Below are 20,971 nucleotides of genomic sequence, written 5' to 3' on the forward strand. Positions count from 1 at the left end.
GCGGTCCGGCTGGTCGTGCCGGTCGAGAAAAGACCGAGGAGCTACCTGGCCGCCGGTCGTTCATTTTTGTAGCTCCTCCCTCGAAATGATTGCCGACCGGGTTCCACGCCCTATTGCTCTGCGCCGGTCGCCCTGATAGCGGGTCGTTGCCTCACAGCAACAGTGCGTGGAAGCGAGGTCAGACGTTTCTGGCAAAATCCTTGGCATGTCGAATGCCAGAAGTCTTTCGGCCGGATTCCTTGTGCGCCGACCTTGATCGTTGATGTTGAGCGGCGGTGGCGACCGGAACGATTTCGCAATGAAACTCGCATTGTGCGAACTTGATCGCCTCTTCGAAGAATGGCGTCGCCGGTCCACTGCGCCGCTATTCGGATCCGGGATGCGCGCGAAGTGATCGCGTCGTATCGGTTCTAGCATCCCCACCCGGCCGCCGGTCCACCGCCGGCCGGCCGGTTTGTCGCATGCCCGGCTGAATTTCGGCCGGTACGAGCGAGACCAGGTTTGGCCACCTGATCCGCGGTTATCGCTCGACTCGTCGCGGGCCGCCCGACCGCGATCTTCGTTGAATCAGTAAGGAAACACCCGATGGGAACGAGCAACATCGCCCTTCCGGCCCGCTGGCGAACGGCGTACAAGGCGGCTCTGGAGCTCCTCGAGAGCGACAAGCCCTACAACGACCCCCAGGACGCCCAGGCCCGGGCCCGCGTGCAGCGCATGCGGACGGACACACGCCGGTGGATACGGGAGCAGAAGATCATGGCGGCGGCCGGACTCCTTTCTCCGGTTCAGACGTTGTTCATCGCCCACATCCCGGACAACTGGCGTGAGATCGACCTGCGGCGCCGGACCCTGCGGCAATGAATTGACGTCCGAGGCCAAGACAAAAAGAAGGGCGTCCGGGCCGCGGTTTCGCGGTCCGGACGCCCATTGTTCGGGGATTCAGTTCATGCGGAGCGGCCGGCCATGACGGGTGACGTCGCCGGCTCCGGCGGAAGGCCGGCCTCGAGGGAACCGTTCCACAGCATGGTCAACTGCCGCTGTATCGAGCTGATCAGTTGTTGCCGGCAATAGGCGTCGAACATCTCCAGCGCCCGTACCTGTTCCTCCAGGGCCAGTCGCCTGGTCGGGAAACTGCCGACGGCATCCTCGTAGCGGTGCCGGGCCCGCTGTTTCAGCTGATCGAGCCGATCGCGGCCGTCGGCCCGGATGCGCTCGGCCTCCACCCGGGCGTCGGCCAGGACCAGCTCGGCCCGGCGCATGGTGCCCGCGGCCCGATCGGCCGCGTCACGATCGGTGAGAACGGCGGCGGCCTGCGCGTCCGCCAGCGACTCCTCGGCCTCTGCGCGGATCTTCTCGGCGTCCAGCCGTGCGTCCTGCCTGATCTGTCCGGCCCGGGTCCGGGCCTCGGCGCGGATCTGCCGCGCACGTTCCCCGGCCGCGGTGACATAGGCCTCGGCGGTGCGCCGGGCCAGCGTCAGCACTTCCTGGATCTCAGCGTCCCCGCGCTCCGCGTGCCGGGCGGTCACGAGTTCGTCTTCTCGGACATGTAGCCGCTGTAGTAGACCGTGGTGGAACCGACCGGCAACGCCGTGTCCCCCTCAGCGGACGGCAGCTCCAGCGGCGACCGGCCGTACGGTTCCCCATCCGGCCGGCCGGACGCGCGAGAAGGAAAAAGCGCGAGGAACCTGATCGCGCCGACACCGAGCAGGTTGCAGACCGCCTCCACCGGTGTCAGCAGGATCCAGGTCCGCAGCTTCTCCGACCGGCTCATGGCCGGCCGGACGGCCAGGTAGTGGCCCGCCTTGGCATATCGCACGAGCAGGTAGAGCGCACCGTAGAGAATGAGCCAGGGCGCCTGCGACGTCTCACCGGAGGCGGCCTCGACGAGCAGGACGACGGCGCAGAAGACCCACGCCGGACCGCACAGAAGCCGGAGCAGGACAATCGCGCGGGTCCGGTTCCGGTTCGGGGGCTCTGGCGCCAAGGTCGTCGCCAGCACCCGCCACCGCCTGGCCGCCGTACGCATCAGCTGCCGGCGGACGGTCGCGAAGTCGGTCGGGGCCGTCGTCCACACGATCGCCTCGGGTACCGGAACCACCTCGCCGTCCAGATCCGGATACCTCGCCAGGCAATGGTCGTCACCGTCGGCGGCCGGGTCCACCACGGGGCGCTCGTGCTCGAACAGGACACGGGCCCGGTAGACCGACAGTGCCCCTGGGCCGATCTGCACCGCCCGCAGGGCCGATCGGCGCGTCGGACGCATGACGCCGGTGCCGGTGTTCAGATCGACCAGGCGGGTCAGCATGTTGTGCCCGCCGTTGCGCATCACCACCATCGCGGTGGTCGCCACGACGTTCGGCTGGGCGAACTCCCGGAGCTGACATTCCACCGCGTGCTCGTCGAGCACGCAGTTGCCGTCGACGGCCATCACGAAGTCCCAGTCCTCCGGGTCGAGACGGTCGAGAACATAGCGCTGAGCGGCCCGGGCGCCGCCGTGCTCGGTCCGATGCCACCGCACACGCGGATGGGCGAAGGGCTGCACCGGCGCGTGGGTCGAGCCGTCGTCGACCACGTGGACCTCGTCGACGACCACGCGGCTCTGGTTGAGGATCGACCAGATGCAGGCGCGGAGGTCGGATTCGTTCTGCTCGTGCACGCTCACCACGGCGACCACGCGGCCGGTCACCGATCCGGAGCCGGCCCGGCGACGATTCCGGGCGAGGGGATACAGCGAATAGATCACGGCGCCGTTGCTGATCCACCAGAAAGTGAGCAGAGCCGGGTGGTCGATCCGCCCGCGGAAGTGCCATGTGGCTGCGATCAGGCCGAGGAAGAACGCGCCGGCGATCACCGTGCAGATGAAGAACACACGCCGGGAGGCGAGTTTGTCGAACCACATGGGAACTCCTCAGCAGAGCTTCTCGGAAAAGTCGGCAAACGGCATTGCCGAACGTGCGTGATGACTGGCCGGGCCCCCGCGGCTCAGTATTGTGACGATCCGGACACGGCCGAGGAAACTGTGTCGGCCGACGTTCGCACGAAAGTGCGCGGCGGCCGGGCGGTGCGGCCCGCTCTCTACGACGGCGATCATCCGAACGGTCAGCCGGGCCTTATCCATTCTCCGGAACGGCTATCCCCGCGACCGAATTCGGGCGTTGCCGCGGCCGAGTTCTACCTCCTGCAAGAAGCGGTTCCCGGAGCAATCGGTGCTCCTTCGCCGGACAACCGCCCGTAACCGGCGGCGCCGCCGGTGGCGAGCCGGCGAAATCGATGGCCCGGCATGAACCCGCCGGGGGTTCCCGACGTCCCCCGTGAGGGAGCCCCCGGTTGCAGCACATACGACACAGGAAAGGTACGGCGGCCCGGCTCATGACCAAAGTGGAGATTCTGGCGCTGTTGTTGTCGTGTGCCGTAGCGCTGAGTCATCAGCCGCCGCGGGACCGGCGGCCGGGTTCACCGCCGTACGACGACGACGCCGGCCGGCCGGTCTTCGGTCCCCGTGACGCCTGGCCGAGCTGCGGCGGGCGGTATCCCCAAACCGGCGCGCTGCCCCGCCGTCAGCCGGTACGCCGCCACCGGATGCTGCCCGGGAGCTGCTTCGTCCGCCGCCGGCGGTGAAAGTCCGGACCGTCCCACCTCGTCTCACCTGATCAAAGGCTCACCACATGGCAGGCAAACGATGATCGCCCCCGGCAACGAAAGTGTCGTGCTGACACTCGCCCTCGGATTCCTCCTGTCCAGCGCCTACGCGTTCGGCCGGATCCACCAATGGCACAAGCGTGGTCTCGAACGGGACCAGGCGTACCGCACCGGATATGACAGCGCGTCGCAGTCGATCATCAACATGATGACCGCACGACATTCTCCGGCCTCGACGAATTCGTTCGTCCACCGCCCCCATAATGACCGGCCGCAGGCATATGCGGCCGACCGCGAAGAAGTCAGGCCGTTCTGAATCCGTTGCCGGGCGTCTTTGCTCCGCCCGCTCCGACGTGGCCGTCGAAATGACCTGGATGATCGGCCATAAATGCCGTACAGAAGTTGCGTCACGGGTCCACTCGGGCCTTATTTCGCTCGTCGTGATGCAGACTCTAAAGTCAGGGCATGCCGATCGGTAACAGTGGCTCCCTGCAGATCATCGCCGGTGTCGTGCTTTCCATGATGAGCGCATACGGCGGCGGACGTATTCATCAGTGGTACATGCATGGCATGGACCGGGACCGGGCTTTCCGCGAGGGGTACGCCCACGGGTACCAGGCGCTTTTCCCCCTGGCCGCCCGGGGCACCCGTCCCACACCCGGCCCGGCGGGCCCGGCGACCCGTGCCCGGCAACTGTCCGACGCGCCCGTCGACTGAAAACCGTGCCGGCGCAAGGCCCTTCATCCGATGGCGCTACCTGTGCGTGTCGCGCCGACGCCGGGAACGGATCTGCGTGCTCTTCTGATCTTGCGCAAGCGTGATCTTGCGCGGTTCGGTACTCGAAAAGGAGCACGTCAGTGAAGAAAACCATGCGCGTCTTCTCGGCGGCCGGCCTGGGCCTGATGGCCGGTCTCGCGATCGCCGCCGGTCCGGCTCAGGCGTCCGGCGCCACCGCGCAGTCGGGCAGCGCGCCGAGCGCGCAGCAGGGACTCGGCCGGGACAACATCATCGGCTACTTCCGTTCCCCGGCCGTCTGCGAGGTCGCCGGCCGCCTCGGTGAGCGGCAGGGCCGCTGGGACTACTACGACTGCGAGTTCGTGCACGTCGGTTTCCGTCCGGGCTGGGTGCTCCGGGCCGCGTGCGAGTGCGGACGGGGCGTGCACGGCCACCACAAGCCGGGCAAGCCGCACGGCACCAAGGGCGACGACGGCTACAGCAAGCCCCAGGGTTCCAAGAACGACGACGGTTACGGCAAGCCGCAGGGCGACAAGAACGACGACGGCTACGGCAAGCCGAAGGGTGACCAGAACGACGACAAGTACTGACCGGCCGGTTGGCACGTCGCCGATGAGGCGAACCGGCCACAGCTGAGCAGCGTCACGACGTCACTTTCGTTGCCGGGTATGCCATGGGCGTGTCCGGCAACGACGTTTTTCACCGCGGACTAACCCCGCCGCCAGCGCAGGGAGAGACGGCTCCGGCCGCGCTGACGGGGCACGGCGGGCGTCCGGGTGATCGCCGCGGCGAGCTGTCGCGCCGGCTCGTCGAGGGCGGGCGTGGCCAAGGCCAGCTCGGCGAACGACCGCGCACCGGACCGCGAGCCCACCTCGGCCAGCCGGGCGGTCACCACGGCCGCCACCTCGGGGCGCGCCGCCGGGTCGACCCACGCGGCCACGATCAGCGCGAACAGGGCGGCCTCGGTGACCCGGTCGACGCCTCCCTCGACCAGACCCAGCAGCATCCGCCGCCGCTCGGAGTCGGGCCAGGGCTCCTCCGGGCGGTTGTGCAGCAGACCGATGCAGGCCCAGACCTCGGCCGCGGCCACGTCGGCCGGCGGGTGGGCGACCAGCGCGATCAGGTCGGACGGCGACAGCATGATCAGCGGCATCGCCGCGTCGTAGGCCGCCGGCGGGTGCGCCCACGAGAGCGACGCCACCTGCCGCAGCCGGCGAACGGCGTCGTCCGACGGCTCGGCCGGCGCCGGGGCGTTGCCCGGGGGCAGGGGCGCCGCCGCGGGCGTGCCGCTCAGCCACGGGGTGTCGCGGCAGCAGTCGGCCAGGTCGGTGTGCTCGTGCGACTCGTCGGGGTGGTCGCGGATGTAGTCGGCCAGGCGCACCAGGTGCATGAGGTCGCCGTCGGCGCGGTGGCGCAGGCGGTGCGCGGTATGCACGGCGCAGTCGTACTCGGGGTCGCGTTCCAGGGCGCGGTCGACCCAGCTCAACGCGTCGTCCAGGCGACCGTTGTCGGCCAGGGTGCCGGCGATGTCGGCGTACACGGAAAGGTCGTCGGGGTCATGGGCGACCGCGCGGCGCAGGGCCGCGAGCGCCTCGGGCAGACGGCCGGCGCTGCGGTAGGCGTAGCCCAGCCAGATCTCGCCGAGCTTGGACGGCCGGACCCGGGCGCCGCGCGAGGCCCAGTCGACGGCCAGGTCGAACTCGCCGACCCGGCGGGCCAGCGCGGAACCGGCGCCCAGCAGCATCGCGTGCTCCGGATAGGCGGCCAAGGCGTGGCGGACCACGGACAGGTAGGGGCGCAGCGTCGGCGGAGCCGGTTCGCCGACCCGGGTGCAGAGGCGCATGAGAACCTGGGCGAGCAGGCCCGGTTCGATGCGGACGCCCAGCGCGGGCTCGGCCACCCAGGGGACGCCGGCCCAGTCGGCGGTGGGTGACTGCCCACTGGCGGCGGCCAGCAACGGGAGGCCGTCTTCGGGGCGGCCGGCGGCGGCCAGCAGATGGGCCCGGGCCGCGAGCCGGCCGGGTGACGCGTGCGGGCCGGCGCGGAAGAGATCGAGCCCGCCGCCGGGCCGGGCCGCGAGCCGTCCGAGCACCTCGTGGACCTCGGGAAGCGTGGGGGCGTGGGCGAGCGCACCGGCGATGTGATCGGCGGCCTTGGCCGGCTCGTCGGTCGCCAGGGCCGATCTTGCCTGTTCAAGAGCGCGGTCGGCGGCGCGGCGTACATCCACGATGCAAGACAGTAGGGGAAAGAGCCCTTCCTGTCAGTAGGAGGTTTGCTGCGCATTAGTGCTCGAAACGTTGACGAAGTAAGCTCATTCTTGCAAGACTGCGCATAAATCGCACATGCAGGTGCTCACCAGGGGAGGAACACGTGTCATCACGAGGCCAGGGCATGGCCGCGGACATCGCGGAACAACCGGGCGGATTCGCACGGTTGCTCGAGGGTGAGCACGCCGGCGCGATCGCCGCCGTCGCCGCCGAGGTGGCCCGCCGGCGGCCCCGCAACGTCGTGTTCGTGGCCCGGGGCACCTCCGATCACGCGGCGCTCTACGGGGCGTACCTCACCGAGATCCGCCTGGGCCTGCCGGTGGCCAGCGCCTCGCCCAGCGCGATCACGCTCTTCGGGGCGCGCCCCAACTTCTCCGACACGCTCGTGGTCGGCGTCAGCCAGAGCGGCGGCTCGCCCGACCTCACCGGCGTGCTCCAGGTCGCCCGCGAGACCGGCGGCCTTACCCTGGCGGTCACCAACAATCCCGATTCGCCGCTGGCCCGGGCGGCCGAGCTCTCGATCGACGTGGCGGCCGGTCACGAGCGGGCGGTCGCGGCCACCAAGACGTACACGGCCGAACTTCTCGCTCTTCTGCTTCTGGTCGAGGGCATCCGCTCGGGCGACGGCTCGCTGCCCGACGACGAGCGGGCCGCGCTCGACAAGCTGCCCCAGCTGGCCGAGGACGCCCTGGCCGACCGCACCGCGGACGACCTCGCGCAGCGCTACCGGTTCGCCTCCCGGCTGGTGACCACCGGGCGCGGGTACGCCTATCCGACCGCCCGCGAGGCCGCGCTGAAGCTGATGGAGACGTCGTACCTGCCGGCGCTCGCCTTCTCGGGCGCCGACCTGCTGCACGGGCCGCTGGCCATGACCGACCCGGACGTGCCGGTGCTCGCCGTCGTGGGCGACGGGCCGGGCGGGCAGTCGATGCGCGACGTGGTGACCCGGCTCGGCGAGCGGCGGGCCGACGTGGTGACGATCGGCGCGACCGACGTCGAGGGCGCGGCCGGGCGGCTCCCGGTGCCGGCGGTGACCGACGAGCGGTACAGCGCGCTGCTCGACATCCTGCCGCTGCAGAAACTGGCCCTGGCGCTGGCTCTGGCCCGCGGTGAGGACCCCGACGCGCCGCGCGGGCTCAAGAAGGTCACCACAACGCTGTAGGAAACAAGGACGTGGCACGCTTGGCGCGTGTCAACGTTGCGTGATCTGGCCGAGGAGCACACCGGTCTGGGGCCGGCCGACATCGACCACCTGCACCGGCTCGCCGGTGACTGGCAGCTGCTGTCCGACCTCTCCTTCGCCGACCTGCTCATGTGGGTGCCGGTGAAGGTGGAGGCCGGGCCGCCGCGCGAGTACCTCTGCGTGGCCCAGGTGCGGCCGACCACGGCGCCGACGGCGTACCAGGACGACCAGGTCGGCAAGATCGTCGGCGGCCCCGAGGTGGCCCACCTCGACATCGCCTTCCGCCAGGAGCGGATCTGGCGGGAGGGCGACCCGGTCTGGTACGGCGACACCCCGGCCCGGCACGAGGCGATTCCCGTACGCCTGCGCGACCCCAACGACCACGAAGAGGGCTTCAGCGAGGTCATCGCGGTGATCGGCCGCGACACCAACCTCTCCACCGCGCGTACGCCCAGCCAGCTCGAGCTCAACTATCTGACCACCGCCGACGACCTGGCCCAGATGGTCGCCGACGGCACCTTCCCGCCGCCCCGGCACCCGGGCGAGACCACCTCGGCGCCCCGGGTCGGTGACGGGCTCATCCGGCTCGACGCGGGCGGCAAGGTCACGTACGCCAGCCCCAACGCGCAGTCGGCCTACCGGCGCCTCGGCTTCAACGCCCACCTGGTCGGCGAGGAGCTCTCGGCGCTCACCAGCCGGCTCGCGGCCGACCCGCTGGAGGGCAACGACGCCGCCGAGCGGGTCCTGTCGGCGTTGCGCGGCGAGTCCCCGCCCCGGCAGGAGATGGAGGCCCGCGGCGCGACCGTGCTGATCCGGTCGCTGCCGTTGATGCCGGCCGGGGTGCCGATCGGCGCGCTCGTCCTCGTCCGGGACGTGACCGAGGTCCGACGCCGCGACCGCGCGCTGATGACCAAGGACGCGACGATCCGCGAGATCCACCACCGGGTCAAGAACAACCTGCAGACCGTGGCCGCGCTGCTGCGCCTGCAGGCCCGCCGGGTCGACGCCCCCGAGGCCCGGATCGCCCTGCAGGAGTCCGTGCGCCGGGTCGCGTCGATCGCCCTGGTGCACGAGACGCTGTCGATGTCGAGCGACGAGGCGGTCGAGTTCGACGGGATCGTCGACCGGGTCGCCACCGCGGCCACCGAGGTCGCCGCGACCAGCGTGCCGGTGAAGATGCGCCGCGAGGGCACGTTCGGGGTGCTGCCCGCCGAGATCGCCACGTCGCTGGTCATGGTGCTCAACGAACTGCTGATCAACGCGGTCGAGCACGGCTTCCCGGCCTCGGAGGACGACGACGCCCCCGCGCCGGGTGAGGCGGAGGGGGACGGTGAGGTCGTCGTCTCGGCCCACCGGTTCCGCAAGCAGCTGCACGTGACGGTGGCCGACAACGGCCAGGGACTGCCGGACGACTTCCGGGCCGACGACAGCCAGCGCCTCGGACTGCAGATCGTGCGCGCCCTGGCCACCGGTGAGCTGCGCGGCAGCATCGAGCTGCGCAACCGGGCCGGCGGGGGCACGGAGGCCGTCCTGGTCGTGCCGTTGGGCAAACGCTGAAAGCTCCCACCAGGTGGGCCGGGACACACTCCCGAAATCTGGACCGCACTGGCCCAGATTGGTTCGGCGTGAGAGGCTTGCCGACATGACCGCTGCTCTGGACCGCCGCTTCGTGGCTCGCCGCCACGTTGATTACGGCCGTGTCCGCAGCGCGATGTGTCCGGCTTCCTGACGCCGTCCGATTTTTATTTCGGGCGCGCGAAGACGCGCCGGCCACTCCTGACACTGTAGTCACGAGCCTTCTGAGCCGTGAGCGTCCGGTCGCGCCCACGAGTCCAGGAGGACCGCCGACATGGTGACCCCAGCTAAGCCGACCGCTCGCCCCCGCAAGGCGCGCGGCGAGGGTCAGTGGGCGCTCGGACACCGCGAGCCGCTGAACCCCAACGAGCGGATCAAGAAGGACGACAACCCGCTCAACGTCCGCGCCCGCATCGAGAACATCTATGCCCACTCGGGCTTCGCCTCGATCGACCCGCAGGACCTTCGCGGTCGTTTCCGCTGGTGGGGGCTCTACACCCAGCGCAAGGCGGGCATCGACGGCGGCCGCACGGCGGTGCTCGAGCCGCACGAGCTCGAGGACGAGTTCTTCATGCTCCGCGTCCGCATCGACGGCGGCGCGCTTTCCGTGGCCCAGCTCCGCACGATCGCGCAGATCTCGCAGGAGTTCGGCCGCGACTCGGCCGACATCACCGACCGGCAGAACATCCAGCTGCACTGGATCCGGGTCGAGGACATGCCGGAGATCTGGCGCCGGCTCGAGGCGGTCGGGCTGCAGACCACCGAGGCCTGCGGCGACTGCCCGCGCATCGTGCTCGGCTCGCCCGTGGCCGGGGTGGCGGTCGACGAGGTGATCGACGCGACGCCCGCGATTGACGAAATTCTCAAGCGCTACATCGGCGACCCGCGCTATTCCAACCTGCCGCGCAAGTTCAAGTCGTCGATCGGCTGGCTGGCCGACGCGCCGTACGAGACCAACGACATCTCGCTGGTCGGCGTCGAGCACCCGCAGCACGGCCCCGGCTTCGACCTGTGGGTCGGCGGCGGCCTCTCCACCAACCCGCGCCTGGCCGAGCGGCTGGGCGTGTGGGTGCCGCTCGAAGACATCCCGGACGTGTGGGAGGGCGTCGTCGGCATCTTCCGCGACTACGGCTACCGCCGCCTGCGCAACCGGGCCCGCCTGAAGTTCCTGCTGGCCGACTGGGGCGTCGCGAAGTTCCGCGAGATCCTGGAGAAGGAATACCTGGGTCGCGCGCTGATCGACGGCCCGGCGCCCGACCTGCCGGCCAAGCCGATCGACCACATCGGCGTGCACAAGCAGATCGACGGCCGCAACTACATCGGCGCGGCGCCGGTCGTGGGCCGGTCCTCCGGCTCGCAGCTGAGCAAGCTGGCCGACCTCGTCGAGACGCACGGCTCCGACCGGGTGCGGCTCACGGCGTACCAGAAACTCCTGGTTCTTGACGTTGCCGACGACCAGGTCGAGCCGCTCATCTCCGGGATGCGCGCCATCGGTCTGGAGGCGCGGCCCTCGGCGTGGCGGCGCGGCACCATGGCCTGCACCGGCATCGAGTACTGCAAGCTCGCGATCGTCGAGACCAAGGCCCGCGGCGAGGAGCTGGTGGCCCGGCTCGAGGAGCGGCTCAAGGAGTTCGACGCCGACATCTCGATCCACATCAACGGTTGCCCCAACGCCTGCGCGCGCACCCAGGTGGCCGACATCGGCCTCAAGGGCCAGCTCGTGATGAACGCGCACGGCGAGCAGGTCGAGGGCTTCCAGGTGCACCTCGGCGGTGGCCTCGGCATGGCCCAGGGGCAGACCTCCGGCTTCGGACGCAAGCTCCGGGGCCTCAAGACGACGGCGGAGGAGCTTCCCGCGTACGTCGAGAAGGTCGCCCGCCACTACCTCGACGGCCGCACGTCGAAGGACGAGTCGTTCGCCCAGTGGGTGCTCCGCGCCGACGAGGAGCTCCTGAAATGAGCGACGCCCGATCCACACCCCTGTACTGCCCCTACTGCGGCGAAGAGGACCTCCGCCCCAACGAGGCTTCGCACGGCGCGTGGGAGTGCCACTCCTGCGCCCGGGTTTTCACGGTCAAGTTCAACGGCTTGCTTTCCAAGGGAGTCAACCGATGACAGTCGTGGCCGCCACCTCTCTCAACCTGGTCAACCTCGGTGCTCCGGTCGTCTCGGACCCGACTCGCCGCTCCCGTGACGAGCTCGAGGCGCTGGCGCGCGACGCCGGCCGCGATCTCGAGGGCGCCCCCGCCGAGGTCATCGCCAAGTGGGCGACCGACACCTTCGGCGACCGGTTCTGCGTCACCAGCTCGATGGCCGACGCCGTCGTGGCCCACCTCTTCTCCCGGGTTGCGCCCGGCGTCGACGTGGTCTTCCTCGACACCGGCCTGCACTTCCCCGAGACGCTCAAGGTGCGCGACATCGTGGCCGCCACGATGGACGTGAACGTCCGCTCGATCCGTCCCCGCAAGACGGTCGGGCAGCAGGACGGCGAGTACGGGCCGCGGCTGTTCGCCCGTAGCCCCGACGAGTGCTGCTTCCTGCGCAAGGTCGAGCCGCTCGAGCGCGCCCTGTCCGAGTACGACTCCTGGGCCACCGGCCTGCGCCGCGACGAGTCGCCGACCCGCGCCAACACGCCGGTCGTCGCGTTCGACGCCAAGAAGGGCAAGGTCAAGGTCAACCCGATCGCCGCCTGGACCCAGGCCGACGTGGACCGCTACATCGGCCGGTGGAACGTGCCGGTCAACGAGCTGTTCAAGAAGGGCTACGGCTCGATCGGCTGCTGGCCGTGCACCCGGCGCACGAAGGCCGGCGAGGACCCGCGCGCCGGCCGCTGGGCGATGTTCGAGAAGACCGAATGCGGACTGCACGTCTGACCGACCGCCTCGCGGTGGTCCTGGTGGCCCACGGCAGCCGGGACCCGCGGGCCGCGGCGTCAACTCAAGCCCTGGCCCGGGCCGTGCGCCGGGCCCATCCGGCGTGGGACGTCTACGCGTCGTTCCTCGACCACGCCGGGCCGCGCCCGCTCGACGTGCTGGAGTCGCTGCCCGGCCGCCGGGCGGTCCTGGTGCCGCTGTTGCTGACCGAGGCCTTCCACGGCCGTGTGGACGTGCCCGCGATCGTTGCCGAGGCGGCCAGTCTGCCGGTCGACGTGTCGCTGGCCGGTGTGCTGGGGCCGTCCCCGTCGACGTCTTCGCCCGTGCCCGGCTCGCTGATCGACGGTCTCGTGCGCCGTCTGGAGCCGGTGGGCCTCGACGCCGTCGTGCTGGCCGCCGCCGGCACGCGGGACGCTCGGGCCCGGGAAACGATCACGTGGGCCGCCGACGCCCTGAGCGCCCGTCTGAGCCTGCCGTGTGTGGCGGCGTATGCCTCGGCCTCTCCGCCGCTCCCTGGGGCCGTTGTGGGGCGTTTGCGGGCGTCGGGTGCTCGACGGGTGGGGATGGCCAGCTATTTCCTCGCGCCGGGCTTCTTGTACGACGTCGCGGTTCGCTCGGCTCGTGAGGCCGGCGCGGTCGTGGTGGCGCCGCCGCTCGGGGATGCGCCGGAGTTGGTGCGGCTCGTGGCTTCACGGGTGCTGGCTGCTGTGGGGAGTGCTCTCAGCGCTGCCGCGTAAGGGTCTGTAAGGCGACCCTAAATTCGTCGCTCACCGTTACCGGCCGTTGTGCGCTCCGCCGACGTCCACGGCGCGTGAGGTGAATGTGGACCATTCGTAGCGGTGACGCAATTTCGAGATCATTTCGTGGATTCTCGATGAAACCCAACGTGATCGAATTAGTGCGGTCGGCGAACCTTCTCGGGAACCTCTCAGGATTCGGCGCGCTGAGTAATCGGGCCGAAACAGCAAGACGCCCCGGAGCCGTTCGGCCCGGGGCGCAAATGCTGTGGGGGATTGGTTCAGGCGGTAGGAGCGCCGACCCGCAGGCCGCCACGACGCTTGACCGCGCGTCGCTCGTCTTCGCTCATCCCGCCCCAGACGCCGGCATCCTGTCCGGACTCGAGTGCCCAGGTAAGGCAGTCCTCGGTCACGGGACACCGCCGGCACACGGCCTTGGCCTGCTCGACCTGCAGGAGCGCGGGGCCGGACGTCCCGATCGGGAAGAACAGCTCCGGGTCCTCGTCGCGGCAGATCGCATCGTGACGCCAGTCCATGGCGGCAACACTCCTTGTTTCGGATGGGGTAATGAATTGCGTTACTGGTTTTACCTATGCGTCGCGGTCGGTGGCCGACGGGAGCGCACCCGTCTGCTCGCCGTGCGTAGCAAGCTTTTGTGTTTGGTAGCCGTTCGGCGCTTCTTGATTAGGAACGCGCGCAACCAGCAACCGGTTACTTCTTATCGCTTGTGAATGCTTTCACGAACTCGTGCGATGTCAAGGGTAGCGCCGGAAGTTTCTCCGGGCGGGTGAGCTGGCTCACGCCCTCTTTGTCCGGATCTGAGGTCTTGCGTCAGAGCCGGTTGAACTACGCCTCCATCAATGTAGTACGGTCCGTGCCCTTCTGCCGACCTTTTGCCCGCGTTTCTGTAACGGATTGTGAGCTTGGGCGGAGTGGGCGGCCGACCGTGACCTGGTGGTCACCGAAGGTTGATCGGTTGATCGATCTTCTTCGACTACCCAGTGGTCAGCAGATCACACGTAGCGCCTCGGGGACGGACACGAAGTGCACCTTCTGCCGTTCGCCGAGATAGTCGCCATCGAGCTGGAAGGCCTGTGGCCGGGTCGCGACCACGGTGAACTCGTCCTGGTCGTGCAGGTGCACCACCTGCTTGCCGTGCGGCTCGGCCTTGCGCAGGGCGAGCTGGGCCATGGTGCGGCTCGTGCTGGTGACGGCGAGACCACGCAACGCCATCACGTCGAGGCCGCGGTCGAACGAGGCGCCCGGGCTCGGGTTGATCGGGCGATCACCGAGGTACGTCCACGGCGCGGTGTTCTGGATGATCACGGTCCCCAGCTCGGCCTCGGGCGGTTCGCCGGGGCGCTCGATGGTCAGCGGCGGGGACTTGCGGTCCTCGCCGTTGAGGAAATGACCGACGATCGACCGGAAGTAGAGGCCGGGGGTCGAGGTGCGGCCGCGGAGCCGGGCCTGCTCGACCCGGCGCACCACCGCGGCGTCCAGGCCCATGCCGGCGGCGAACGTGAAGTAGCGGTCGTCGGCGCGCCCGAGCCCGATCACCCGGTGCCGTCCGTCGCGCAGGCCGTCGAGGATCACGCTGGTGCCCTCGACCCAGTCGCGCGGCAGGCCGAGCGCGCGGGCGAAGACGTTGGTCGAACCGCCCGGGACCACGGCGAGCGCCGGCAGCACCGAGGCGCGGGGGCCGGTCAGCCCGCTCAGCACGGCCTCGGCGGTCATCAGGCCGTTCACGGCCTCGTTGACCGTGCCGTCGCCGCCCAGGGTGACCACCACGTCGACCCCGCTCTCGGCGGCGGCCCGGGCCAGCGTCGCGGCGTGCCCGCGGCGGGTCGTGTATTCCACCGACAGCTCGACCGCGCTGCGCAGTGCCCTGACCAGGACGTCCCGGCTGCGCTCGCTGGTGGTCGTGGCCTTGGGGTTGACCAGCAGTAACGCTCGCATGCGCGGCACTGTACCCAAGAGCACGCCAAAACTCTGTCGGTATGGTGCTCGAGTGACCGGTGAGAAGGCGAGCATTGACAACCCCGCGGCGCTGATGTGGGCGGTGCGGCTGCTCTTTCTGGAGTGCGCGGCCCTGGCCGGGCTCACCTTCTGGCTCGTGGTGCTCGATGTGACGGGTGATTCGGCGCACCTCGGCGTGGCCGTGGCGCTGACCGTTTTCGCCGCTCTCGGCGTGGCGGCGATCTTCTTCGTGGCCCGCGGGCTGGCCCGGCGCACCCGGGGCGCGCGCGGCCCGGCCATCGTCGTCCAGCTGTTCACCATCGCCACCGGTGGCTTCCTGGTTCAGGTCGGCCCGCTCTGGCTGGGCGTCGTGCTGATCCTGCTCGGGGTGCTCACGGCCCTGCTGATCGTGCTCCCGTCCAGCACAAGAGCGTTGGGCATCGATTAATCGCATCCATTCGCACGCCCAGGGCCTACCCTGATGACGTGACCGGATCAACGGTGCGCCCGCCCGCGTATCAGCTGCTGGCGGACGAGTTACGAGCCGACATCACCTCGGGGCGTCTGCAACCCGGCGAGCGACTGCCGCCGGAGCCCGAGTTGTGTGTCAAAACCGGAGTCAGCCGCAGCACCGTCCGCGAGGCGTTGCGCCTGCTGGCCAGTCAGCATCTGATCGTCACCACCCGCGGTGTCACGGGTGGCAGCTTCGTCGCCCATCCGGACGCCGAGCAGCTGGCCGAGGCCTTGACCACCGGCTTCACCCTGCTCACGAACTCGGACGGGGTGGGCTTCGCCGACCTGCTCGAGCTGCGCCGGGCCCTCGAGGTGCCGGCCGCGGGCCTGGCCGCGCTGCGCCGCGACGACGACCACCTCATCGAGATCCGGGGTGCGCTGTTCGACCCCGCGGTCGACGAGTTCGAGACGATGATGGAGGCGCACGCGGCGTTCCACATGGCCGTGGCCAAGGCGACCCAGAACCCGCTCTTCGAGCTGGTGGTGCGCCCGCTCTACCACGCGAAGTTCGGCGAGGACGTCACCGAGAACCTGCCGGCGGGCTATTGGCGGCAGATCGACACCGACCACCGGCTGATCCTCGACTGCCTGATGGTGCGTGACGCCGAGTCGGCGACCAAGGCGGCCACCCAGCACATCGACTACATCGCGGCCGTGGTGCGTTAGACGGGCTCAGCCGCCCGTGCGCCGGGTGACCAGCCGGATCGTGGCGCGCTGACCGGTCGCCTCGGCCGCAGCCGAGGTGGTCAGGGCGGTCAGCACCTTCCACGCGAACGACGACTCGGCCGGCAGTTTGGCGCCCCGCACGGTCGTGACCGTGACCTCGACGGTCAGGGCGTCTTCGGTGACGGCGAAGCGGCACTCGAGCTCGGCGCCGCGGGTCGCGATGGCGAGCAGCATCGCGCACGCCTCGTCGACGGCGATGCGCAGGTCTTCGATCTCGTCGAGCGCGAAGTGCAGGCGGGCGGCCAGGCCGGCCGTGGCCGTGCGGAGCACACCCAGGTAGCCCCCGTCGGCGGGCACGGTCAGCATGACGACGTCGTCGCCGATTGCCGGGTCCGGGTGTGTGTCCAGCTGAGTCACCGTTGCTCCTCCCACCGTGAGCAGACTCTAGTCGCAGAGCGCAGTCGGCCGGTACGCCCGGTGGGCGTACCGGCCGGAACCGTGCGTGGAACTCAGGCCTGCTTGGTCTCCCAGAAGATCTTCGAGATCTCCTCGATCTTGCCCAGCAGCTGGTCGGCGACCGCGGGGTCGACCGAGCCCTTGGCGCCCGAGGCGCCGGCGAGCTTGGTGGCCTCGTTGAAGAGCTGGTGCAGGTTCGGGTACTTCTCGAAGTGCGGGGGCTTGAAGTAGTCGGTCCACAGCACCCAGAGGTGGTGCTTGACCAGCTCGGCCCGCTGCTCCTTGATCAGGATGGCCCGGGTGCGGAACTCGGGGTCGGTGTTCGCCTGGTACTTCTCGGCGATGGCCTTGACCGACTCGGCCTCGATCCGGGCCTGGGCCGGGTCGTAGACGCCACAGGGCAGGTCGCAGTGGGCGCTGACCTCGGTCTTAGGCGTGAGGAAACGCGGAAGTCGCATCAGGACTCCTCCATAGGAATTTGCGATGATCCGTGGTTGACACTACCCCTTACACCTTGCCCGTAACGTGACGGAGGACTGATGCCGTGAGGTGGCAACTACCACTGTTCGCGGTGCTTGTCCGGGGTCCCTCCATGGCACCGGCCCTGCGCTCCGGCGATGCCCTCGTGGTGCGCCGCGGCGGGCGGGCCCGGGCCGGTGACGTGGTCGTCGCGCGCTTCCGGTCCCGCCCCGACCTGCTGGTCGTCAAGCGGGCCGTCCGCGAGCAGGCGGGCGGCTGGTGGATCGAGGGCGACAACACCCTGGTCGAGGACGACAGCCGGGCGTACGGGGTGGCGGATGTCATCGGTCGGGTGTGGTTCCGGTACTACCCGCGGCTCGGTCGGCTAGGTTAAGGTCTGACATCCGCTGCGCACACTCGCGCTTCGCGGTTGCTTCTTACGGGTGATCCCCGCATCGCGCTCCGCTCCGGCGCACAACTCGCCGCTGTGATCGGTGAGCGCCCAGTCGACCCACGTCGGAATGCCGGTAGGAGTCACCCATGTCGTACTTCAGTTTTGAGCTCGATCCCGCCCTCGCCGCCGATCCCGTCTTCGACCTGCACAAACGCGGCAAGATGGAGATCAACCTGACCGTCCCGCTGGCCAGCCGCGACCACCTGTCGCTGGCCTACACGCCCGGCGTGGCCCGGGTCTGCGAGGCCATCGCCGACGACCCCGCCCTCTATCCGGACTACACCTGGACGGCCAACACCGTCGCGGTCGTCACCGACGGCTCGGCCGTGCTCGGCTTGGGCAACATCGGCCCCAAGGCCGCGATGCCGGTCATGGAGGGCAAGGCGATCCTGTTCAAGCAGTTCGGGGGCGTCGACTCGATCCCGATCTGCCTCGACACCCAGGACGTCGACGGGATCGTGGCCGCGGTCAAGGCGATGGCGCCCTCCTTCGGCGGCATCAACCTCGAGGACATCAGCGCCCCGCGCTGCTTCGAGATCGAGCGCCGGCTCGACGCCGAGCTCGACATCCCGGTCTTCCACGACGACCAGCACGGCACCGCGGTGGTCACGCTGGCCGCGCTGCGCAACGCGGCCAAGCTGCTCGACCGCCGCTTCGGCGATCTGCGGGTGGTCATCAGCGGGGCGGGCGCGGCCGGGGTCGCGATCACCCAGATGCTGATCGCCGCCGGCGTGGACGGCGCCAACGTCATCATCTGCGACTCGCGCGGCATCATCCACGCCGAGCGCGCCGACCTCACCCCGATCAAGGCCGAGCTGGCCGCGACGACCAACTTCTCCGCCCGTACGGGAGGAATCGCCGAGGCCCTGATCGGCGCGGACGTCCTGATCGGGGTCTCGGGTGGCCGGATCGAGGAGAGCGCGGTGGCCGGCATGGCCCCCGACGCGATCATCTTCGCCATGGCCAACCCGACCCCCGAGGTGGCGCCCGAGATCGCCCACAAGTACGCGGCGATCGTCGCCACCGGCCGCAGCGACTTCCCCAACCAGATCAACAACGTGCTCGCGTTCCCGGGCATCTTCCGGGGCGCCCTCGACACCCGGGCGACCACGATCACCGACCGCATGAAGGTGGCCGCGGCCGACGCCATCGCCGAGGTGGTCTCGGACGACCTGCGCGCCGACGCGATCGTCCCGTCGCCGCTCGACCCGCGCGTCGCCCCCGCGGTGAGCGCCGCCGTGGCCACGGCCGCGCAGACCGACGGTGTGGCCCGGCGTGCCGCCGCCCCCGCACCCGAACCCCGCGCGGCTGTTCTGCCCTGAGGCCGGATCGACCACTATGGTCGGAAGCTATGCGCGCCGCCTACGCCATAGCTTCCGACCCCGCCGACCCGCGCTCCGTGCTGCGCGTGGCCGACCAGCCCGACCCCGCCCCGCCCGAGGGCTGGGTGACCGTCGAGGTGCGGGCCGCCTCGCTCAACCAGCACGACCTGTGGTCGCTGCGCGGCGTGGGCCTGCCCGCCGACCGGCTGCCGATGATCCTGGGCTGTGACGCGGCCGGGGTCGACCACGACGGCAACGAGGTCGTCATCTTCCCCGTGGTCGAGGACAAGGCCGACCCCCGCGGTTACTCGCTGCTCTCCGAACGGCACCCCGGCACGCTGGCCGAGCGCGTCGCCGTACCCCGGGAAAACCTCGTGCCGAAGCCGGCCGGCCTGTCCTTCCTCGACGCCGCGTGCCTGCCGACGGCCTGGCTCACCGCCTATCACATGCTGGTCACGCGCGGCCGGGTCGCCGACGCCTCGGCGGTGCTGGTCCAGGGCGCCGGCGGCGGCGTGGCCACGGCCGCGGTCGCGCTGGCGGCCGCGATGGGCAAGCGGGTGTACGCCACCAGCCGCGACCCGGGCAAGCGGGAGCGGATCGCCGAGCTGGGCGCGACGGCCGTGGAGCCCGGCGCCCGGCTGCCCGAGCGGGTCGACGTGGTGATCGAGTCGGTCGGCGCCCCCACCTTCGAACACTCGATGAAGTGCAGCGCGCCCGGGGCCCGGATCGTGGTGTGCGGCGCGACCGGCGGGCACCTGGCCACGGTCGACCTGCGCCGGGTGTTCGCGATGCAGCTCGACATCCTGGGCAGCTCGATGGGCACCGGCCCGGAGCTGGCCGCCCTGCTCGACCTGCTGGTGACCACCGGGGTGCGCCCGGTGGTCGACTCGACGTACGGGTTCAGCGCGATCGCCGACGCCTTCGCACGGCTCGAGTCGGGCGACATCTTCGGCAAGGTCGCGATCGACTTCCTGCACTGATTTCTAGAGGTCGTCGTCGAATGTGGCGATGCTGCCGCTGGTGGCGTCGCCCTTCAGCCGTTCCCGGGCCGTGACGTCGCCGTAGAGGCTCCAGCGCCAGAAGTCGGTGCTCGTGGCCACCACGACCCGCAGCGCCCGCCCGCTGACGACGTGGCCCCCGTCGGTGACGCTGACGAACGCCTTGGGCCAGGTCAGGTTGTCGTAGGCGGCCCGGCCCTCGGCGTACGTCACCGTGCGGTCCTTGCGGCCGTGCACAAAGAGCAGGGGCGCCTCGGCGCCGGTGAACGGCACCCGCGTGATCTGGCGGCCGGCCAGCACCAGGCCCGCGCGCAGTCGCTCGTCGCGGGCCGTGCTGAACATGCCGAGCGTGGTGACGCCCCCGGCCGAGTGCCCGGCGGCCGCGATCCGTTGCGGGTCGGCGCTCCTGACGGCGGCCAGCGTCTCGGTGATCACGTACGAGGCGTCGGCGGGCTGGTTGAGTACGTCGATCACGTTCACCTCCTTCGCCGTGCCCGAGGTGCCGGGGTAGGACGGCGCGGCGACCACGAAGCCGGCCCGCGCCCACGGGATCAGCAGCTCGCGGTAGTCGGACGGGTTGCCGCCGAGGCCGTGGCTGAACAGGATCAGCGGGAACGGTCCGTTGCCCTCGGGTACCCAGACCGTGGTGGTCAACGGCCGGTCGGCGCCGCGTCGCAGCTCGAGTGTCCGCGTCGAGACGTCAAAGGCCCGGGCCGGCGCCGCGGCAACCGGGGCCGCAGACGTCGGGGCCGGAGATGGGGGCGCGGGCTCCGCTGTGCAGGCGGCAAGAAGGGCCGGCAGAACCGCGAGGGCGAGGATTCGGCGATGCACCCGACCCATTGTGCGTTTCTCGCGTCCGCCGTTGCCACGATGGGGTGAATTCCCCGTACGGATGACGTTTGTCCTGGTAGGAACCGTGGCCGGTATCATGCTGGGCTCGGCCGGCGTGCATTCTTTCGCTATGGTCTTGCGCATGTCTGACAACAGCGTCGACCCGAGCGGCAACACCGAGGCGTTCCGGGCCTTCACCCAGAACGAGCCTCAGGAATCCGCGACGGCCACCAGGACCCCACTGCTCATCGGCGGCGCGGCCGTCGCGGTGGTGCTGATCGCCCTCATCATCTGGCTGGTCGCCTGA

The 20,971-nt window shown here is 70.1% G+C and carries 23 protein-coding genes; 15 read left to right on the forward strand and 8 right to left on the reverse strand.

Features of this window, described 5'->3' with window-relative positions; genetic code table 11:
- Positions 1 to 585: 585 nt before the first annotated feature.
- Positions 586 to 861, forward strand: coding sequence for a hypothetical protein (locus JIG36_RS37100; RefSeq protein ID WP_203381121.1), 276 nt, complete (start codon positions 586 to 588; stop codon positions 859 to 861).
- Positions 862 to 944: 83 nt separating this feature from the next.
- Here the strand turns inward: JIG36_RS37100 and JIG36_RS37105 are convergent, their stop codons facing one another.
- Positions 945 to 1,526: a hypothetical protein gene (locus JIG36_RS37105; RefSeq protein WP_203381122.1), complete on the reverse strand. Its 582-nt coding sequence runs from the start codon at positions 1,524 to 1,526 to the stop codon at positions 945 to 947.
- Positions 1,523 to 2,899 carry a glycosyltransferase family 2 protein gene (locus tag JIG36_RS37110; protein ID WP_203381123.1) on the reverse strand — a complete coding sequence of 459 codons (1,377 nt, stop codon included), beginning with the start codon at positions 2,897 to 2,899 and terminating at the stop codon, positions 1,523 to 1,525. Before JIG36_RS37110 ends, JIG36_RS37105 begins: the two co-directional genes overlap by 4 nt.
- 780 nt (positions 2,900 to 3,679) lie before the next feature.
- Between JIG36_RS37110 and JIG36_RS37115 the strand changes: the two genes are divergently transcribed.
- The 3 genes from JIG36_RS37115 (at position 3,680) to JIG36_RS37125 (ending at position 4,964) form a co-directional block, all read left to right on the forward strand.
- Positions 3,680 to 3,955 (forward strand): hypothetical protein, encoded by a 276-nt coding sequence (locus tag JIG36_RS37115; RefSeq protein WP_203381124.1) that lies wholly within the window; start codon positions 3,680 to 3,682, stop codon positions 3,953 to 3,955.
- Positions 3,956 to 4,104: 149 nt separating this feature from the next.
- Positions 4,105 to 4,356, forward strand: a complete 252-nt coding sequence (locus tag JIG36_RS37120; protein ID WP_203381125.1) for a hypothetical protein — start codon at positions 4,105 to 4,107, stop codon at positions 4,354 to 4,356.
- A gap of 140 nt (positions 4,357 to 4,496) precedes the next feature.
- Entirely contained in the window at positions 4,497 to 4,964 is a 468-nt protein-coding gene (locus JIG36_RS37125; RefSeq protein WP_203381126.1) for a hypothetical protein, read from the forward strand.
- A gap of 119 nt (positions 4,965 to 5,083) precedes the next feature.
- On the opposite strand, the gene JIG36_RS37130 is transcribed toward JIG36_RS37125, so the two are convergent.
- Positions 5,084 to 6,601: a tetratricopeptide repeat protein gene (locus JIG36_RS37130; RefSeq protein ID WP_438870785.1), complete on the reverse strand. Its 1,518-nt coding sequence runs from the start codon at positions 6,599 to 6,601 to the stop codon at positions 5,084 to 5,086.
- A 164-nt stretch (positions 6,602 to 6,765) separates the two neighbouring features.
- Here JIG36_RS37130 and JIG36_RS37135 point away from each other — a divergent pair, with 164 nt between their 5' ends.
- The 5 genes from JIG36_RS37135 to JIG36_RS37160 all read left to right on the forward strand — a co-directional run bounded on the left by JIG36_RS37135 (position 6,766) and on the right by JIG36_RS37160 (position 13,009).
- Positions 6,766 to 7,803, forward strand: coding sequence for an SIS domain-containing protein (locus tag JIG36_RS37135; RefSeq protein ID WP_203381283.1), 1,038 nt, complete (start codon positions 6,766 to 6,768; stop codon positions 7,801 to 7,803).
- 27 nt (positions 7,804 to 7,830) lie between these two features.
- Positions 7,831 to 9,381, forward strand: coding sequence for a sensor histidine kinase (locus tag JIG36_RS37140; RefSeq protein WP_203381127.1), 1,551 nt, complete (start codon positions 7,831 to 7,833; stop codon positions 9,379 to 9,381).
- A 292-nt stretch (positions 9,382 to 9,673) separates the two neighbouring features.
- Positions 9,674 to 11,359: a nitrite/sulfite reductase gene (locus tag JIG36_RS37145; RefSeq protein ID WP_203381128.1), complete on the forward strand. Its 1,686-nt coding sequence runs from the start codon at positions 9,674 to 9,676 to the stop codon at positions 11,357 to 11,359.
- Between the two features lie 151 nt (positions 11,360 to 11,510).
- Positions 11,511 to 12,272, forward strand: a complete 762-nt coding sequence (locus JIG36_RS37155; protein WP_203381130.1) for a phosphoadenylyl-sulfate reductase — start codon at positions 11,511 to 11,513, stop codon at positions 12,270 to 12,272.
- Positions 12,254 to 13,009: a sirohydrochlorin chelatase gene (locus JIG36_RS37160; protein WP_203381131.1), complete on the forward strand. Its 756-nt coding sequence runs from the start codon at positions 12,254 to 12,256 to the stop codon at positions 13,007 to 13,009. The genes JIG36_RS37155 and JIG36_RS37160 overlap by 19 nt, the downstream gene beginning before the upstream one ends.
- 281 nt (positions 13,010 to 13,290) lie before the next feature.
- Here the strand turns inward: JIG36_RS37160 and JIG36_RS37165 are convergent, their stop codons facing one another.
- Together JIG36_RS37165 and JIG36_RS37170 are read right to left on the reverse strand one after the other, a co-directional pair.
- Entirely contained in the window at positions 13,291 to 13,545 is a 255-nt protein-coding gene (locus tag JIG36_RS37165; protein WP_133874584.1) for a WhiB family transcriptional regulator, read from the reverse strand.
- A gap of 469 nt (positions 13,546 to 14,014) precedes the next feature.
- Entirely contained in the window at positions 14,015 to 14,965 is a 951-nt protein-coding gene (locus tag JIG36_RS37170) for a diacylglycerol/lipid kinase family protein (protein ID WP_203381132.1), read from the reverse strand.
- Between the two features lie 52 nt (positions 14,966 to 15,017).
- Here JIG36_RS37170 and JIG36_RS37175 point away from each other — a divergent pair, with 52 nt between their 5' ends.
- Positions 15,018 to 15,413 carry a hypothetical protein gene (locus tag JIG36_RS37175; RefSeq protein ID WP_307873059.1) on the forward strand — a complete coding sequence of 132 codons (396 nt, stop codon included), beginning with the start codon at positions 15,018 to 15,020 and terminating at the stop codon, positions 15,411 to 15,413.
- Positions 15,414 to 15,451: 38 nt separating this feature from the next.
- Entirely contained in the window at positions 15,452 to 16,144 is a 693-nt protein-coding gene (locus JIG36_RS37180; protein ID WP_203381133.1) for a FadR/GntR family transcriptional regulator, read from the forward strand.
- 6 nt (positions 16,145 to 16,150) lie between these two features.
- Here JIG36_RS37180 and JIG36_RS37185 read toward each other — a convergent pair whose 3' ends face one another.
- A complete protein-coding gene (locus tag JIG36_RS37185) occupies positions 16,151 to 16,510 on the reverse strand; it encodes an ATP-binding protein (protein ID WP_202991820.1) in 360 nt (119 codons plus the stop codon).
- A 143-nt stretch (positions 16,511 to 16,653) separates the two neighbouring features.
- Positions 16,654 to 17,058: a superoxide dismutase, Ni gene (sodN, locus tag JIG36_RS37190; protein ID WP_203381134.1), complete on the reverse strand. Its 405-nt coding sequence runs from the start codon at positions 17,056 to 17,058 to the stop codon at positions 16,654 to 16,656.
- An 86-nt stretch (positions 17,059 to 17,144) separates the two neighbouring features.
- Between sodN and JIG36_RS37195 the strand changes: the two genes are divergently transcribed.
- The 3 genes from JIG36_RS37195 (at position 17,145) to JIG36_RS37205 (ending at position 19,815) form a co-directional block, all read left to right on the forward strand.
- The gene (locus tag JIG36_RS37195; protein WP_307873060.1) at positions 17,145 to 17,453 is read left to right on the forward strand and encodes a S26 family signal peptidase; all 309 of its coding nucleotides are present in this window, start codon (positions 17,145 to 17,147) and stop codon (positions 17,451 to 17,453) included.
- Between the two features lie 146 nt (positions 17,454 to 17,599).
- The gene (locus tag JIG36_RS37200; RefSeq protein WP_203381136.1) at positions 17,600 to 18,835 is read left to right on the forward strand and encodes an NAD(P)-dependent malic enzyme; all 1,236 of its coding nucleotides are present in this window, start codon (positions 17,600 to 17,602) and stop codon (positions 18,833 to 18,835) included.
- Positions 18,836 to 18,864: 29 nt separating this feature from the next.
- Positions 18,865 to 19,815, forward strand: a complete 951-nt coding sequence (locus JIG36_RS37205; RefSeq protein ID WP_203381137.1) for a zinc-binding dehydrogenase — start codon at positions 18,865 to 18,867, stop codon at positions 19,813 to 19,815.
- Between the two features lie 3 nt (positions 19,816 to 19,818).
- Here the strand turns inward: JIG36_RS37205 and JIG36_RS37210 are convergent, their stop codons facing one another.
- Positions 19,819 to 20,673 carry an alpha/beta hydrolase family protein gene (locus tag JIG36_RS37210; RefSeq protein WP_203381138.1) on the reverse strand — a complete coding sequence of 285 codons (855 nt, stop codon included), beginning with the start codon at positions 20,671 to 20,673 and terminating at the stop codon, positions 19,819 to 19,821.
- A 133-nt stretch (positions 20,674 to 20,806) separates the two neighbouring features.
- On the opposite strand from JIG36_RS37210, the gene JIG36_RS37215 reads away from it, so the two are divergent.
- Complete coding sequence (locus JIG36_RS37215) at positions 20,807 to 20,971, forward strand: hypothetical protein (RefSeq protein ID WP_203381139.1); 165 nt, start codon at positions 20,807 to 20,809, stop codon at positions 20,969 to 20,971.

This window comes from Paractinoplanes ovalisporus, assembly GCF_016834655.1.
Classification (GTDB): Bacteria; Actinomycetota; Actinomycetes; order Mycobacteriales; family Micromonosporaceae; genus Actinoplanes; species Actinoplanes ovalisporus.